The sequence below is a fragment of the Aeromonas sp. FDAARGOS 1402 genome (assembly GCF_019046925.1).
GTDB lineage: Bacteria > Pseudomonadota > Gammaproteobacteria > Enterobacterales > Aeromonadaceae > Aeromonas > Aeromonas caviae.
The window spans coordinates 1,201,923-1,216,931 of record NZ_CP077201.1; the positions used below are offsets into that span (position 1 = coordinate 1,201,923).

Annotated in this window: 14 protein-coding genes and 1 pseudogene; 5 read left to right on the forward strand and 10 right to left on the reverse strand. The window is 62.6% G+C overall.

Annotation, left to right across the window (positions count from 1 at the left end; genetic code table 11):
- Positions 1-22: 22 nt before the first annotated feature.
- The 3 genes from I6L32_RS05775 to I6L32_RS05785 all read right to left on the reverse strand — a co-directional run bounded on the left by I6L32_RS05775 (position 23) and on the right by I6L32_RS05785 (position 2,245).
- Complete coding sequence (locus I6L32_RS05775) at positions 23-532, reverse strand: hypothetical protein (protein ID WP_039039694.1); 510 nt, start codon at positions 530-532, stop codon at positions 23-25.
- A gap of 105 nt (positions 533-637) precedes the next feature.
- Positions 638-2,050, reverse strand: a complete 1,413-nt coding sequence (locus tag I6L32_RS05780; protein ID WP_216944803.1) for a sensor histidine kinase KdpD — start codon at positions 2,048-2,050, stop codon at positions 638-640.
- Between the two features lie 102 nt (positions 2,051-2,152).
- Positions 2,153-2,245, reverse strand: coding sequence for a YnhF family membrane protein (locus tag I6L32_RS05785; protein WP_010675981.1), 93 nt, complete (start codon positions 2,243-2,245; stop codon positions 2,153-2,155).
- Between the two features lie 125 nt (positions 2,246-2,370).
- Here I6L32_RS05785 and folK point away from each other — a divergent pair, with 125 nt between their 5' ends.
- Complete coding sequence (gene folK / locus I6L32_RS05790; RefSeq protein ID WP_216944804.1) at positions 2,371-2,916, forward strand: 2-amino-4-hydroxy-6-hydroxymethyldihydropteridine diphosphokinase; 546 nt, start codon at positions 2,371-2,373, stop codon at positions 2,914-2,916.
- A 58-nt stretch (positions 2,917-2,974) separates the two neighbouring features.
- On the opposite strand, the gene I6L32_RS05795 is transcribed toward folK, so the two are convergent.
- The gene (locus tag I6L32_RS05795; RefSeq protein ID WP_039039618.1) at positions 2,975-3,679 is read right to left on the reverse strand and encodes an SDR family oxidoreductase; all 705 of its coding nucleotides are present in this window, start codon (positions 3,677-3,679) and stop codon (positions 2,975-2,977) included.
- A gap of 159 nt (positions 3,680-3,838) precedes the next feature.
- On the opposite strand from I6L32_RS05795, the gene I6L32_RS05800 reads away from it, so the two are divergent.
- Positions 3,839-4,243, forward strand: a complete 405-nt coding sequence (locus I6L32_RS05800) for a CBS domain-containing protein (RefSeq protein WP_029314862.1) — start codon at positions 3,839-3,841, stop codon at positions 4,241-4,243.
- Between the two features lie 248 nt (positions 4,244-4,491).
- A complete protein-coding gene (locus I6L32_RS05805) occupies positions 4,492-5,256 on the forward strand; it encodes an ABC transporter substrate-binding protein (protein WP_043153932.1) in 765 nt (254 codons plus the stop codon).
- 101 nt (positions 5,257-5,357) lie between these two features.
- Here I6L32_RS05805 and asnC read toward each other — a convergent pair whose 3' ends face one another.
- On the reverse strand, positions 5,358-5,819 hold the full coding sequence (gene asnC, locus I6L32_RS05810; RefSeq protein ID WP_041214272.1) for a transcriptional regulator AsnC: 462 nt from the start codon (positions 5,817-5,819) through the stop codon (positions 5,358-5,360).
- 154 nt (positions 5,820-5,973) lie between these two features.
- On the opposite strand from asnC, the gene asnA reads away from it, so the two are divergent.
- On the forward strand, positions 5,974-6,966 hold the full coding sequence (gene asnA, locus I6L32_RS05815) for an aspartate--ammonia ligase (RefSeq protein ID WP_182956349.1): 993 nt from the start codon (positions 5,974-5,976) through the stop codon (positions 6,964-6,966).
- Positions 6,967-7,193: 227 nt separating this feature from the next.
- On the opposite strand, the pseudogene I6L32_RS05820 reads toward asnA, so the two are convergent.
- From I6L32_RS05820 to rluD, 4 genes and pseudogenes are all read right to left on the reverse strand, one after another.
- Positions 7,194-8,017 (reverse strand): annotated as a pseudogene (locus I6L32_RS05820) (MBL fold metallo-hydrolase).
- A 60-nt stretch (positions 8,018-8,077) separates the two neighbouring features.
- Entirely contained in the window at positions 8,078-10,651 is a 2,574-nt protein-coding gene (clpB, locus tag I6L32_RS05825; protein ID WP_052816170.1) for an ATP-dependent chaperone ClpB, read from the reverse strand.
- A gap of 250 nt (positions 10,652-10,901) precedes the next feature.
- Complete coding sequence (pgeF, locus tag I6L32_RS05830; RefSeq protein WP_216944805.1) at positions 10,902-11,639, reverse strand: peptidoglycan editing factor PgeF; 738 nt, start codon at positions 11,637-11,639, stop codon at positions 10,902-10,904.
- A gap of 119 nt (positions 11,640-11,758) precedes the next feature.
- Positions 11,759-12,739, reverse strand: a complete 981-nt coding sequence (rluD, locus tag I6L32_RS05835; RefSeq protein WP_216944806.1) for a 23S rRNA pseudouridine(1911/1915/1917) synthase RluD — start codon at positions 12,737-12,739, stop codon at positions 11,759-11,761.
- Positions 12,740-12,855: 116 nt separating this feature from the next.
- Between rluD and I6L32_RS05840 the strand changes: the two genes are divergently transcribed.
- Complete coding sequence (locus I6L32_RS05840) at positions 12,856-13,611, forward strand: outer membrane protein assembly factor BamD (RefSeq protein WP_039039695.1); 756 nt, start codon at positions 12,856-12,858, stop codon at positions 13,609-13,611.
- Positions 13,612-13,683: 72 nt separating this feature from the next.
- Here I6L32_RS05840 and I6L32_RS05845 read toward each other — a convergent pair whose 3' ends face one another.
- Positions 13,684-14,991 (reverse strand): serine dehydratase subunit alpha family protein, encoded by a 1,308-nt coding sequence (locus I6L32_RS05845; protein ID WP_216944807.1) that lies wholly within the window; start codon positions 14,989-14,991, stop codon positions 13,684-13,686.
- Between the last annotated feature and the right edge of the window lie 18 nt (positions 14,992-15,009).

Genomic DNA, 15,009 nt, shown 5'->3' on the forward strand with positions numbered 1-15,009 from the left:
ATTGCGGCGCGGTCCGGAGCTGTCATGGCTGACCTCCCCCATTGAGCTTACGCTGGTTGAGCTGCTCGTCGATGGCGGAGAGCTGCTCTATCTGCTGGCGCAGACGCTTCACCTCCTGACTCTGATCGTCGCGGCGGCTGTCTCGCACCAGCAGCTCCTCCCCGAGGGCGATCCAGCTGCGCAGGAAGGCCTGGGCATCGAGACCGAGCTCCGGCAACAGAGCCTTCAGCTGATCCAGCCCGGCCCGGCGGCTGGCCACCGATTCGGACGGGTGGGTGTTGACCATGGCCAGGCTGACCCGGCTCTCGAGGTCGGTGGCGCCGGCCAGTCGCTGGCGCTCCTGCATCCGCTGCTGGGGATGGCTGGCCAGCAGCCAGTCCGAGTATTGCAGGCGCACCTGCATCTCCTTGTTGGCAAACTCCATCCGCCTGGCGATCGCCTCCTGGGAAGGCTCGGTGAGGCTGGTAGAAGGCAGCAGGGAACAGCCAGCGAGCAGGCCTATCATCAATACGGGAATCACAAATCGTTTCATCTTGAATGTCACTTCAGATCCTGGTGGGGAACAGGCACCTGCCCGCTCCTCTCAATATTCGGTGTCAAGGCGCCACCCGCACCTGCGGGGTCGCCGCCACGCCCGTCAGTTCGGGCACACGTTCAAATCCAGCCGGAAACAGACATCCGCCTGGGCATCCTCGATCAGCCTGAGCTCGCCGCCCAGACTCATGGCAGACTCACGGGCAATGGAGAGGCCCATGCCGGAGCCTTTCAGCAATCCCTGGCGCACTATGCTGCCCTGTTCAAAGGGCTCGAAGATGCGCTCCCGCTCGTCTGGAGGGATGACAGGCCCTTCGTTGGCCACCTCCAGCCAGCCGCCACCCGCTCCCGCCCCGGCGCGGATCCAGATCTGTCCGCCCCTGGCGCCATAGCTGACTGCGTTGGAAAAGAGATTGTCGAGGATGAGTCGCAGGCGGTAGGGCTCTGCCCGCAGGCTGATGGGCTCGGGCGGCAAGTGTACACTGATTTGCTTGGATTCCAGCGCGAGCCGGTACTCTTCGGACAAGTCTGACAACAAGGGCGCCAGGGGCACCTCGGACAGGGTAAACACCTCCTGCTGGCTGAGGCGATTGAAGTCGAGCAGCCGCTCGATCAGGGTCTGCAGACGGCGGCTGTTCTCCTCCAGCATCTGGCAGATCTCCTGCTGATCCCCGTTGAGGGGCCCCACCAGCTGCTCCGAGAGCAGATCAGCCCCCTCCCGCAGCACGGCAAGGGGGGTTTTCAGCTCGTGGGATACGTGGCGCAGGAACTGGTATTTCTGCTGTTCCAGCTCCTTGAGCTTGTCGTGCAGCCAGCTGATCCGCTCCCCCAGCAGCACCAGTTCGGCCGGGCCATCCACCGGGCGCTGATCCGGCTCGACACCTGCGCCCAGACTCAGGATCCGCGACTCAATCTGACGTACCGGGTGGATGATGAGGTAGGTAAAGAGCAACACCAGCAGCAGGCTGAGCCCGACCACGAAGCCGCTGACCCACCAGATCTGCTGTTTCAGCTCCACGATGGCGCCCCGCATGCGGGTCACGTGATCATCCACCTGGCTGCGGGTGACCACTTCCAGTTGCTGGTTCAGTTCGTTGAAGTCGGTGAAACGGGGGCTGGTCGCCTCCTGCCTGGCCTTGCGCAGATCCTGCAGGCCGTCGAGCCAGACCAGCGTCGCCTCGAGATCTCCGTAGACCTCGGCATCAGGAATGGAGTCCTGATGGGTCGCGAGCAGTTCCCGGTAGCGCACCAGCTGCTGCCGATAACTGGCCAGGATGCGGTCATCACCCAGGACCGCATAGCGGCGCAGGGTGCGCTCCAGATCGATGGCCTGGGTGGAGAGCAGCGTCGCCCGGCGAGTGTCCCGCACCGCACGTTCCATCTCGTCGCTGGTGAGCTGGCCCAGGTGGGAGAGAGCCTGACTGTCGTGCCAGATCATGCCCCCCAGGGGCATCAGCACCAGCACGAAGCCCATCAGTACTACCTGGAGCAGGGAGCGGGGCCGAACCTTGGTCATCTTCTGCGGTCTCGATTCGTCATGGGGGAGCCAGCATATCCGCACTGCCCCAAAAAGCAAAACCGGCCATAAAGCCGGTTTGATTGCTCACCGAGGCCGGATTCACGCCAGGCCGACGGACGCCACACAGATGACAATGATCATGGCAAGGGCCCCTGACGCGGCCAACAGTGCCCATTTCATTTCTACGCTCATGCAAACCTCCTTTCTGCCAATCAGCGTTGGATCACAACAGATAACGACATGTTAATTCATAGTGAATCCCATAACCGTGAGCTGCGTATATATTTCAGACGAGCCCAACCCAAGGAATGGAAAGCATGTTTTACCTCTGTAGCATTGGATCCAATCTCGACCCCGCCCTGCACGTCAGTCAGGTCGTCGCCGAATTGCTGGCCCGCTTTGGTCGCCTTCACCTGAGTTCCGTCATCCAGACCAAACCCGTGGGCATGCATTCGCGCCACGACTTCCTCAACTGCCTGTTCGTCGTCCAGAGCGACCTCTCCCCCGTCCAGCTCAAGGCCGAGTTTGTCACCATGGAGCTGGCCCATGGCCGGGATCGCAGCAACCCCCTGTGCAAGGTGGCGGACAGGCCACTGGACATCGACATACTGGCCTGCGGCGAACGGGATGACTTCGCCGAGGCCGGGGTGGATGCCTACCTGGGGGATCTGCTGGCGGAGATGTATCAGGGCGGCAGTGTGGACTCCGGCAAGGTGACCCTCGGCCTGCCGGGCAGCAAGGTGTTTGCGAAGCAGCGCATCGGCCAGGCCCCCATCCATCTCTGCCAGCAAGACGAGGCCCTGCTTCCCGGCAATGGCCACCCCGGCCCCCCTTCCCGGCACGCCGCCATCCGGCCCCCTTGAGCCGTTCACACACATGAGGCGCCCAAAGGCGCCTCATGTCATGGCGGCCCGCCTTGCCCTAGATGACGGCGAGGGCGCGCCCCCCGTCCACCCGGATGCTGGCCCCGGTCATGTAGTCGTTCTTCATCAGCATCTGTACCGCCTGCCAGATGGGCTCCAGACCCCCTTCCCGCGCCAGCGGCGTCTTCGCCAGCACCTGCTGGCGCCAGTCATCCCCGTGCTCGTCGAGAAACAGGATGGGGCCAGGCTCTATGGTGTTGACCCGCACGGCAGGCGCCAGTTCGCGGGCAAAGCTCATGGCCAGGGAATGGGCTCCCGCCTTGGTGGCCACGTAGGCGGCAAACTGGGGCGCCGGGGCATGGATGTAGATATCGGTGATGTGGATGATGCCCCCGTTGGGCTGGCGGGCAAGGGCGGGGGCCAGCGCCCGGTTGAGCTGGAAGGGAGCCGCCATGTGTACCCGGTAGAACTGATCAAACTGGGCCAGCTGCACCGCAGGATCCGCCGCCTGGGGCTCGAAGGCGGAGGCATTGTGGATGATCAGGGCAAGATCCTCATGGGCCGCCAGCGCCGTCACCACGGCGCCAACCTCCTCTTCCCGGGTAAAGTCCGCCTGTACCAGTTCGACGCCCACGTCTCGCAGACGATCCAGCTCGGGCCGTTCGCTGCGATAGCTGCCCGTCACCTGCCAGCCAGCGGCCACCAGCTGCTCGCACAGATAGAATCCCAGGCGACGGCCACAGCCCGTTACCAATGCACGCATACACTCTCCTTGTGGTTGTCGCCCTCCCCGATCCATGCAGGATCGCACGGAGGGCCCATTCATCGGCCATGACCTATCGATGTCCGAGGCAAAACCCATTGGCCCCGTGTCACAGCCACCGGGCATAGTGGCCCCATCGACCCCCATGGAGCCACCATCATGCTACAAATTCGCGATCATATGCAGCCATTGACCCACTCACTGCACCCCGGCCTCGGTCTGGCCGAGGCGCTGGACAGACTCCATCGGGCAAACCTGGGGGGCCTGCCGGTACTGGATGACCATCAGCACCTCGTCGGATTTCTCTCCGAGCAGGATTGCATTCCCGCCCTGCTCACGGGCAGCTATCACTGCGACACCCGTACTCTGGTCGAAGATCTGATGAGCCGGACCCCGCTGTTCGTCTCTCCTGATGACAACATCGTGGATCTCGCCCGCCAGATGGCCGGGGCCAGACCCAAGGTCTATCCGGTAATGGAGGGAGGCAAGGTGACGGGCATCATCAGCCGTCGTCAGGTGATGCAGGCCCTCAACACCCAGATGAAACAGTGTCAGGCAACCTGAGGCAGGCCACCTCGCACACGTTTCATGCCGACTACCCTCCCGCCCACAGCCGGCGAGTGGCTGGTCCATCCCGCCCGACTCTGCCACAGGGCGGCCTGTCGAGGCAGCCCGCCCCCCTCCCACCGGCACCGTTCGTTTGTCCCCTCCCCATTTCAGGGTTTGCCATCCGTGGTCGTCTCTAGTTAGATAGGTATCGGTCACAGTCCCTGCCGGATGCGACCCCGTCCCCAATGCTCAGGAGATGTAACGTGCGACGCTTGCTCGTATTCTGCTTTCTGCTGCCCTGCTGGCTGTCAGCCAGGGAGTTGGTCATTGGTGGCATCCAGGAGCCCCCTCTCAAGTGGCTGGATGCACAGGGACACCCTCGCGGGCTGGATGTGGATCTCGTCACCGCCATCTTCGGCACGCTCCATACCCCCATCAGGATTGAGCTCATCGATTCGGGAGCCAGGCTCACCCGCAATGCCGAAAGCGGCTTCTATGATCTGCTGCTGGCCCACTCCTACAAACCGGAGCGGGAGGCCTATCTGCTCTACCCCAAACAGGCCCATATGCTCCATAGCTGGCACTTCTTCATACGCAAGGAGTCCGCAGGCCTGATCCACTATGACCATCTGACGGATCTCAAACCCTGGCGTATCGGTGTCACCCGGGATTTCTCCTATACCCCCGAGCTCGCGGCAGCCATGACAGACCCGAGCTATCACTTCCAGGAGATCCCCATCAACCAGCTGCAACTGCGAAAACTCATTGCCGGTCGTATCGACGTGGTGCCCATGTCCCTGGTCACCGCCTTCACCCAGATAAGAGAGGAGGGACTGGAAGGCAAGCTCGACTACCTGCCAAAACCCCTCAAGACCAGCCCCTACTTCAATGCCTGGACCCGTTCCCGGGCCGATGCCGACACCCCGGCCCTGATGGCCGCCTATGATGCCGAATTGCTGCACATGAAGCGGGACGGCCGGCTCAAGGCCCTCTACGACAAATACGGCATCCCCTATATCGAACCCTGACCCACCAGTCAGGGTGTCATCTCCCACAGGGTCGAATTCTGCAGCGCGGACAGGGTCTATCACGGGAGAGGGGTCTCTACGCCCCCCTCAGACCACCCGACTCAAGGCTTCACATCCCGCAGGATCGGGTTTTGCAGCGAAATCAGCGTCTCGGTGGACTGGATCTCGTCGATGGTCTGGATCTTGTGGATCAGTACCGTCTGCAACTCGTCGATGGAACGGGTCATCACCTTCATGAAGATGCTGTAGTGGCCCGTGGTGTAGTAGGCCTCCACCACCTCGTCCAGCGCCTGCAGTTTGGCCAGGGCCGACGGGTAATCCTTGGCGCTCTTGAGGTTGATCCCGATGAAGCAGCAGACGTCGTAGCCCAGCTTCTTGGGGTTCACCTGCACCCGCGTTCCCTCGATGATGCCCGCCTGCTTCATCTTCTCTACCCGCACGTGGATGGTGCCCGGGCTCACCAGCAGTTGTTTGGCCAGCTCGGCGTAAGGCAGGCGCGCATTCTCCATCAGGGCGGAGAGGATGGCCTGATCGAGATTATCGATCCGATAATTTTCTGACACTTTTTTGCGCTCCTTTTAATGATTCATCATTAATTGATGGCTTATTTTGAAGAAAAAAACACACAAAGCCTATTTCAATTATCGAATATTGAATTTAGTTGGCATTCTGTTGAAGAATCACCGCATTCAACGGATTCACGACAGGTAATTCAGCATGAAACAGCACTACATCCGCAGCCAACAGCAGATCAGCTTCGTCAAAGAGATGTTCTCCCGCCAACTCGCACTGCAACTCGGCCTGATGGAGGTACAAGCCCCCATTCTGAGCCGGGTCGGTGACGGCACCCAGGACAACCTCTCCGGCTGCGAGCATGCAGTGCAGGTCAAGGTGAAAACCCTGCCGGAGCACAGCTATGAAGTGGTCCACTCCCTGGCCAAGTGGAAGCGCCAGACTCTGGGTCGCTTCGGTTTCGGCCCGGGTGAAGGCATCTACACCCACATGAAGGCACTGCGTCCGGACGAGGAACGTCTCAGCCCCATTCACTCCGTCTACGTCGACCAGTGGGACTGGGAGAAGGTGATGCCGGGCGAGCGCCGGGATCTGGCCTATCTGCAGGAGACGGTGCGCGGCATCTGGGCCGCCATCAAGGCCACCGAGCGCGCGGTCTGTGCCGAGCACGACCTGACCCCCTTCCTGCCGGCGGATATTCAGTTCCTGCACAGTGAAGAGCTGCTGACCCGCTACCCGGACCTCGATGCCAAGGGACGCGAGCGCGCCATCGCCAAAGAGCTGGGAGCGGTCTTCCTCATCGGTATCGGTGGCGCCCTCTCTCACGGCGAACGCCACGACGTCCGTGCCCCGGACTACGACGACTGGAGCAGCGAGAGCGAGCTGGGGCTGGCGGGTCTGAACGGTGACATCCTGGTGTGGAACCCGGTGCTGGAAGACAGCTTCGAGATCTCCTCCATGGGGATCCGGGTGGACGCAGAGGCCCTGCGCCGCCAGCTCGCCATCACCGGGGACGAGGATCGCCTGCAGTACGACTGGCATCAGGATCTGCTGGCAGCACGGATGCCGCAAACCATCGGCGGCGGCATCGGCCAATCCCGTCTGGCCATGCTGCTGCTGCAAAAAGAGCACATCGGTCAGGTCCAGGTCGGCGTCTGGCCATCTGAAATGAAGGCTGCCATCCCAGGCATGCTGTAACGAATTGATTTGATTGCATCTGTCCTCCTATCGCGGCAACACGGCGCGGGACAGACGCGATAGCGAAGCTGGTCAGCCGGGGTGGAGAGCGTATCCCGACTGACTGTAAGGCGGGCATGGTCGCTGACTGTGCCTGCCGACCCTGGGGCTTGCCCCTGCGATCCGCTCAACCCACGTCAGATCGCATCGAATACATTCCTCCCGGCAATCTTCGGATTGCCGTTTTTTTATGCAGGAAATCGGTACTCGAAACCGGCCCCGATCTGGCGCTGCCGCGGCAGCACCGCCTTCCGTTTGCCGGTGCAATGGCAGGCAAACAGCTTCTCTACCGCCTCCTCCTGCAGATAAGTGCCGAGCGCCACCGCCCGCTGCGGGCCGGAAAACTTCAGATGCAGGCCGCCGATGACGGCGTGGATCCGCTCATCGCCACACACCTCCTTGGCCCGCGCGATGATGTTCTCGGCCCGGCGTGACCACAGCCGATAAAGACGATGAGCCCCTGCTCGCTCTTGTAGACCAGCGCCGAATCATCGCTGATAAGGTCTTTCTCCACTCGCCCGCCCCGCACCATGTAACCAAGCAAGGAGGGTTTGGCCTGCTCCCGTCGCAGTATGGATCCCAGGAACACCAGCCGCTCGGACAGCCAGACCGGCTCAGCTGAACAGTGAGGGAGCAGCCCTCTCGTCGTCAGTTGTCGCGGATCCAGGTCGCCCGAGAGGCGGTAGAGGTTGTAGCGTCGGGGCAGCAACGGCAGGAAGTAGCCCCGCTCATTGAACACATCCGGACAAGCGATCAATGGAATGGGATCGGAATAGACGGGCAGGGAGCCGATGCCTCCCACATGGTCGTAATGACCGTGGGACAGCACCACATGGGTGAGAGAGCCAAGATCTACCCCCATCACCTCGGCATTGTGCCGCAGCGCCCGGCCACGGCCGCTGTCGAACAGCACCCGGAGGCCGTCACACTCCAGCAGCAGCGCCAACCCTCGCTCGGGCAGACAGCCAGGCAGATGAACGTCGTCATCCACCAGCACGGAAAACGTCAGCATCTCAATCCCTCAGAAAACAAAACGCAGGCACGAGGCCTGCGTTTTTCATCGACAATCCCATTACTGGGTCATGGTGAGGCCGTTGCTGTCGGCCCCCAGCCGCAGTGTCTTGCCCGGGATGACCCGACCGCTGAGCAGGGCCTGGGCCAGCGGGTTCTCCACCTTCTGCTGGATCGCCCGCTTGAGGGGACGCGCCCCGTAGACGGGATCGAACCCGGCATGAACCAGCTTGGTCAGCAGCTCCTCGCTCACCTCCACCTCGAAGCCCTGGGACTCCAGACGGCTCATCAGGCTCTTGAGCTGGATGCGGGCGATGGACTTGATGTGCTCCTCACCGAGCGGGTGGAACACCACGGTCTCGTCGATCCGGTTGATGAACTCCGGCCGGAAGCTGCGGGTCAGCACCTCCATCAGCATGGCCTTCATCTCGTCGTAATCCTTCTCGGAGTGGTGCTCCTGGATGAGATCAGACCCGAGGTTGGAGGTCATGATCACCACGGTGTTGCGGAAGTCCACGGTACGCCCCTGACCGTCGGTCAGGCGGCCATCGTCCAGCACCTGCAACAGAATGTTGAAGACATCCGGGTGGGCTTTTTCCACCTCGTCCAGCAGGATCACCGAGTAGGGGCGACGGCGCACCGCCTCGGTGAGATACCCCCCTTCCTCGTAACCCACGTATCCCGGAGGCGCCCCCACCAGACGGGCCACGCTGTGTTTCTCCATGAACTCGGACATGTCGATCCGCACCATGGCGTCCTGGGTATCGAACAGGAACTCCGCCAGCGCCTTGCACAGCTCGGTCTTGCCCACCCCGGTGGGGCCGAGGAAGAGGAAGGAGCCGATGGGGCGGTTCGGGTCGGACAGCCCGGCACGAGAGCGGCGAATGGCGTTGGAGACGGCGTCCACCGCCTCTTCCTGGCCGATCACCCGGCTGTGCAGCTGATCCTCCATCCGCAGCAGCTTCTCCCGTTCTCCTTCCAGCATGCGGGCCACCGGAATGCCGGTCCAACGGGCCAGGACGTCGGCGATCTCCACGTCGGTGACCCGGTTGCGCAGCAGGCTGGTCTCCTGCATCTCGGCCTGGGTGGCGAGATCCAGCTGTTTCTCCAGCTCCGGGATGCGGCCGTACTGCAACTCGGACATGCGGCCCAAGTCCCCTGCGCGACGCGCCACCTCGAGATCCTGACGGGCCTGCTCCAGTGCCGCCTTGATGTGCTGGGTCCCGGCGAGGGCAGCCTTCTCGGCCTTCCACACCTCTTCCAGCTCGTTGTATTCCCGCTCTTTTTCCGTCAGCTCCTGATTGAGCAGATCGAGGCGCTTGCGGCTGGCGTCATCGTCCTCCTTCATCAGCGCCTGCTGCTCCAGCTTGAGCTGGATGATGCGCCGCTCGAGCCGGTCCAGGGATTCCGGCTTGGAGTCGATCTGGAGCCGGATGCTGGCCGCCGCCTCGTCGATGAGGTCGATAGCCTTGTCAGGCAGCTGGCGATCCGCGATGTAGCGGTGGGATAGCTGGGCCGCCGCGACGATGGCGGGGTCGGTGATCTGCACATGGTGGTGCAGCTCGTAGCGCTCCTTCAGGCCACGCAGGATGGCGATGGTGTCCTCCACCGAGGGCTCCTCCACCAGCACCTTCTGGAAACGGCGCTCCAGGGCGGCATCCTTCTCCACGTACTGCCTGTACTCATCGAGGGTGGTGGCCCCGACGCAGTGCAGCTCGCCGCGGGCCAGGGCGGGCTTGAGCATGTTGCCCGCATCCATGGCACCCTCGCCCTTGCCGGCGCCGACCATGGTGTGCAGCTCGTCCACGAAGAGGATGACGTTGCCCTCCTCCTTGGCCAGATCGTTCAGAACCGCCTTGAGCCGCTCCTCGAACTCGCCGCGATACTTGGCTCCGGCCACCAGGGCCCCCATGTCGAGCGACAGAACCCGCTTGTTCTTGAGCCCTTCCGGCACTTCGCCATTGATGATGCGCTGGGCCAGCCCCTCGACGATGGCGGTCTTGCCGACGCCGGGTGCGCCGATCAGCACCGGGTTGTTCTTGGTGCGTCGTTGCAGCACCTGGATGGTGCGGCGAATTTCGTCATCCCGGCCGATCACCGGGTCGAGCTTGCCGAGTTCTGCCCGCTCGGTGAGATCGATGGTGTACTTCTCCAGCGCCTGGCGATTCTCCTCGGCGTTGGCATCCTCCACCTTCTTGCCGCCACGGACCTTGTCGATGGCTGCCTCGAGTTTTTCCTTGGTCAGCCCCTGGGCACGCAGCAGCTCGCCCAGCGTCCCCTTCTCGTCCAGGGCCGCCAGCACGAACAGCTCGGACGAGATGAACTGATCCTTGCGCTGCTGGGCCAGCTTGTCGCAGACGTTGAGCAGCCGGCCTAGGCCGTTGGAGAGCTGTACGTCCCCTTCCACGCCGCTGACGCGGGGCAGGCGGTCCAGCTCCTCGCCGAGGCGCGAGCGCAGGGTATTGATGTCGAGACCGGTCAGGGTGAGCAGCGGACGAATGGATCCGCCGTCCTGATTGAGCAAGGCGCTCATCAGATGGACGGGTTCGATGAATTGGTGGTCACGACCCAGTGCAAGAGACTGGGCATCGGAAATGGCAATCTGGAATTTGCTGGTCAGGCGATCGAGGCGCATTGCACTCCCCCTTCAAGACAGACGCCGCATGCGCGGCAACAACATCGCTTTCTGACAAGGAAGATGTGGTCTTGAAGGGCAATTTCAAGGGGTGACTGTTTGTTTTTTCCTCAATAGCGGTGACCGAGGGAAAACGACCTCGCAATGGCAGCCTGCACCCTGAGCCTGCTCGGCAGCAAGACATGGCCGCCAAAGGGCCATCACCAGGGAGTGAAGAGGCGCTTGCGGCCACTCGCGAGCGCCTCTTCGGCTATTTTTCCAGCCATACAAGGGAGGCAATGCGACCCGTCTGCCCGTCGCGGCGATAGGAGTAGAAGCGCTCGCTGTCGCTGAAGGTGCAGTATTCTCCGCCATAGATGGCGGTGACGCCGGCGCGGGCGAAGCGCAGTCGGGCCAGCTGGTAGATATCCGCCAGCCATTTCCCTTCGTTGAGGGATGGCACGAACGCAGCCGCCGCCTCGGCCTGCTCCGCCATGAAGGCATCGCGCACCTCGCCACCCACTTCGAACGCGGCGGGACCGATGGCCGGGCCCAACCAGGCCAGGATCTCGCCAGACTCGCAGCCCATGGCGGCGATGCTTGCCTCCAATACGCCCCCCTGCAGTCCGCGCCAACCGGCATGGGCCGCCGCCACTACGGTGCCTGCCCGATCGCAGAACAGCACTGGCAGGCAGTCGGCAGTCATCACGATGCAGGCCTGCCCCGCCTCACGGGCACAGGCGGCATCGGCATCCGGTACGCGCTCATAACGGTCGCTCACCGGATGGACGGCGATGCCATGTACCTGGTTGAGCCAGTTGAGAGTGCCGGGGATCCCCGCCACCTGCTGCAGTCGGGCGCGGTTGGCCTCGACCCTGGCCGGTGCATCGCCCACATGGGCCCCGAGGTTCAGACCAGCAAAGACCCCTTCGCTGATGCCGCCGTCCCGGGTGGTCGAGAGAGCCCTGACATTGCCCGGTGCGGGCCAGTCGGGTGTGATCCAGTTCATCTGTGGCTCCTTTCGTTCATATGAAAACGGGGCCCCTTGGCTGCAACCAGTCAAGGGGCCCCGCGTCAGATCATGGAGGGCAGATTACGGCAGGAATCGTCGCAAGGCCGCCCCCGGGATCAGTTCCAGACCAGATCGTCAGGATTGGTCAGGGTATCCGCCCGCAGCACTTCCATCAGCGCCACCATATCCTGCGGCGTGGGGGAGTGCCACTCCATCACTTCACCCGTGATGGGGTGCGCCAGCTTCAGCATGGTGGCGTGCAGTGCCTGACGGTGAAAACCGCGCAGGGCCTCGGTCAGTTCGGGGGTGGCGTTGCGCAGCAGACGCAGACGACCGCCGTAGGCGGGATCCCCCACCAGCGGATGCTTGATGTGGGCCATGTGGACACGGATCTGGTGCGTACGGCCGGTCTCCAGCCGCAACCGCAGACGGGTGTGACCACGGAACTTCTCGTGCACCCGGTAGTGGGTGACGGACTCGCGCCCGTTGGGCACCACGGCCATGTGGGTACGCTGGGTCGGATGACGACCGATGGGGGCATCGACGGTGCCGCCGGCGGTCATGTGGCCGATGGCAATCGCCTCGTACTCACGAGTGATCTGGCGTGCCTGCAGGGCTTCCACCAGGTGGGTCTGGGCGGGAATGGTCTTGGCCACCACCATCAACCCCGTGGTGTCTTTGTCCAGACGGTGCACGATACCGGCGCGGGGGACCTCGGCGATACCGGGGTAGCGGTGCAGCAGGGCGTTGAGCACGGTGCCGTCCGGCGTACCGGCGCCCGGGTGAACCACCAGGCCGGCCGGCTTGTCGATCACCAGGATGTGTTCATCTTCATAAACGATGTTCAGCTCGATGTTCTGGGCATCCCAGCGGGTGTCGTCTGCCAGTTCCACGTTTACATGTACCTGCTGCCCGGCCACCACTTTCTCGCGCGGGGTATTGGCAACCTGACCGTCCAGGGTCACTCTGTCCTGTAAAATCCACTCCTTGATGCGGGTCCGGGAGTAGTCGGGAAACAATTCGGCCAGGGCCTGGTCGAGTCGTTGCCCGAATTGGTGATCCTGAAATTCGCCTGTCAGTTCAATATGCTGGCTCATGTATGGTCTCTTGAGCGGGGGTATCAATTCGAAATAATCCGGGTATTCTAGCTTTTCTTTTAGCCAAGCATAACGGATACTTTGCCAATTTCGTGGAAATGGACCGGATGTTGTTGATGGGAAAGAAGTCTCACCTGCTGATGTCGCTCGCCTTGGTCGCTACTCTGATCACTGGCTGTTCCAGCACCAAACCCAAGGTTCCCGACGAACCGCCGGAAGTTCTGTACCAGAAAGCCCGCATCAAACTGGATACCGGCAATTACCTCAATGCCATCGAACTGCTGGAAGCGCTGGACTCTCGTTACCCGTTCGGTGCCTACTCCAACCAGGTTCAGCTCGATCTCATCTATGCCTACTACAAGCAGGATGATACCGCCCAGGCGATCGCCAACATCGACCGTTTTATCCGCCTGAACCCGGCGCACAAGAACATCGATTACGTCTTCTATATGCGCGGCCTGACCAACATGGCGGCGGATTACAACTTCTTCCAGGATTTCCTCGGCATCAATCGGGATGACAAGGACCCCTCCTACGCCCGTCAGGCCTTCCAGGACTTCAAGACCCTGCTGCAGAACTACCCCAACAGCAGCTATGCAGCCGATGCCCGTGCCCGCATGATCGGCCTGAAGAACCGTCTTGCCCGCTATGACCTGGGGGTAGCCGAGTACTACGTCAAGCGTGACGCCCTGATCGCCGCCGCCAACCGCGCCAAGCTGATCGTCGAGACCTATCCCGACACGGTGGAAACCGAGAAGGCACTGGAAATCATGGTCAACGCCTATGACACCCTGAAGATGCCGACCCTGGCCCAGCATGCCCGCGAAGTGTTGGCCAAGAACTACCCGGACAACCGTCTCGGTCGCGGCTGAGTAGCGAACGGACAATGAAAAACCGGAGCCACTGGCTCCGGTTTTTTTATGGCCGACGGCGGCACTCCGGGGTCACTGGTGCTTACCCTGCTGCTTGGCCCGCATGATGTTGATGATCTCGATGTCGGTATCCAGCATCCCCTCCCTGGAGAGGCGACCCAGGTTGGCGATGGTCTGGTCCACATCGTCCGAGACGATCCCCTCGCTCTGGGGCACGCGCAGGTTGTTGATGGCCATCAGCGAGGATTTCACCGCCGCCGAGGTGGAGGTGGAGACCTTCATGGAGCAGGCGCTGCCGGCGCCGTCGCAGATGATGCCGGAAACATCCCCAATCATGTTGTTGATGCAGTGGCTGATCTGCTCGAACTGGCCCCCCAGCAGCCAGGTGATGGCGGCCCCCGATCCCATGGCGGCGGTACTGGCGGCACACAGGGCAGAGAGCTTGTTCTGGTAGGCCTTGATGTAGATGGCCACCAGATGGCTCATCACCAGGGCACGGGCCAGCTGCTCGTCATCGGCCTTGAGGAAGCGGGCCGCGGCGACCACCGGCATGGTGGCGGCAATGCCCTGGTTGCCGGAACCGGAGTTGGACATGGCGGGCAGCATGGCGCCATCCATCCGCGCATCGGAGGCGGCAGACGACAGGCGCATGGCCAGGGTCATCAGATCGTCGGAAAGCAGCTTGCGCTCCACCTGATCGGTGAGGATCTTGCCGATGCGCAGGCCATAGCCCTGCAGCCCTTCGTCCGCCAGCGCCTGGTTCATGGTGGCCGCCTCGCGGATGAAGTCGATCTCGACCAGCGGCACCTCCAGGGCGAAGGCCACGATCTCCTTCAGGGTCATGGCGGGCTTGCCGGCCTTGGCTGGCTGGATCTGCACCCCGGGGGCGCTGTCCTGCACCATCAGCACCTCGCCATCCTTCTCCATCAGCACGATGCGGGTATGGTCGGTACAGATCACCACCCGGGCGCTGTGCCCCTCCACTTCGGCCAGCACCTCGGCGTAGAGCACGTCGGGCACATCCTTCACATCCACCTCTATGGTGGGCAGCAGCCCCTTGGCCGCCTCGACCTGATCCGGCGTGAGGCTCTTGAGCACCTCCAGCCCGGCATCCGGGTTGCCACCGGTGATGCCGACGGCGGCGGCCACCGGCAGGCCGATCATGCCGGTGCCGGGCACGCCGACCCCCATGCCGTTCTTGAACAGATTGCCGCTGACCCAGACGCGGGTGCGAGTCGGTACCTGCCCCAGCAGCTTGCGGCAGTTGGCCGCCGCCAGGGCGACCGACATGGGCTCGGTGCAGCCGAGGGCCGGCACCACTTCACGCTTGAGCAGGGTAATAAAGTCGGTCCATTGTGCGTTCATTGCGATGTGTCTCATGTTCATGACGCCCGCGTG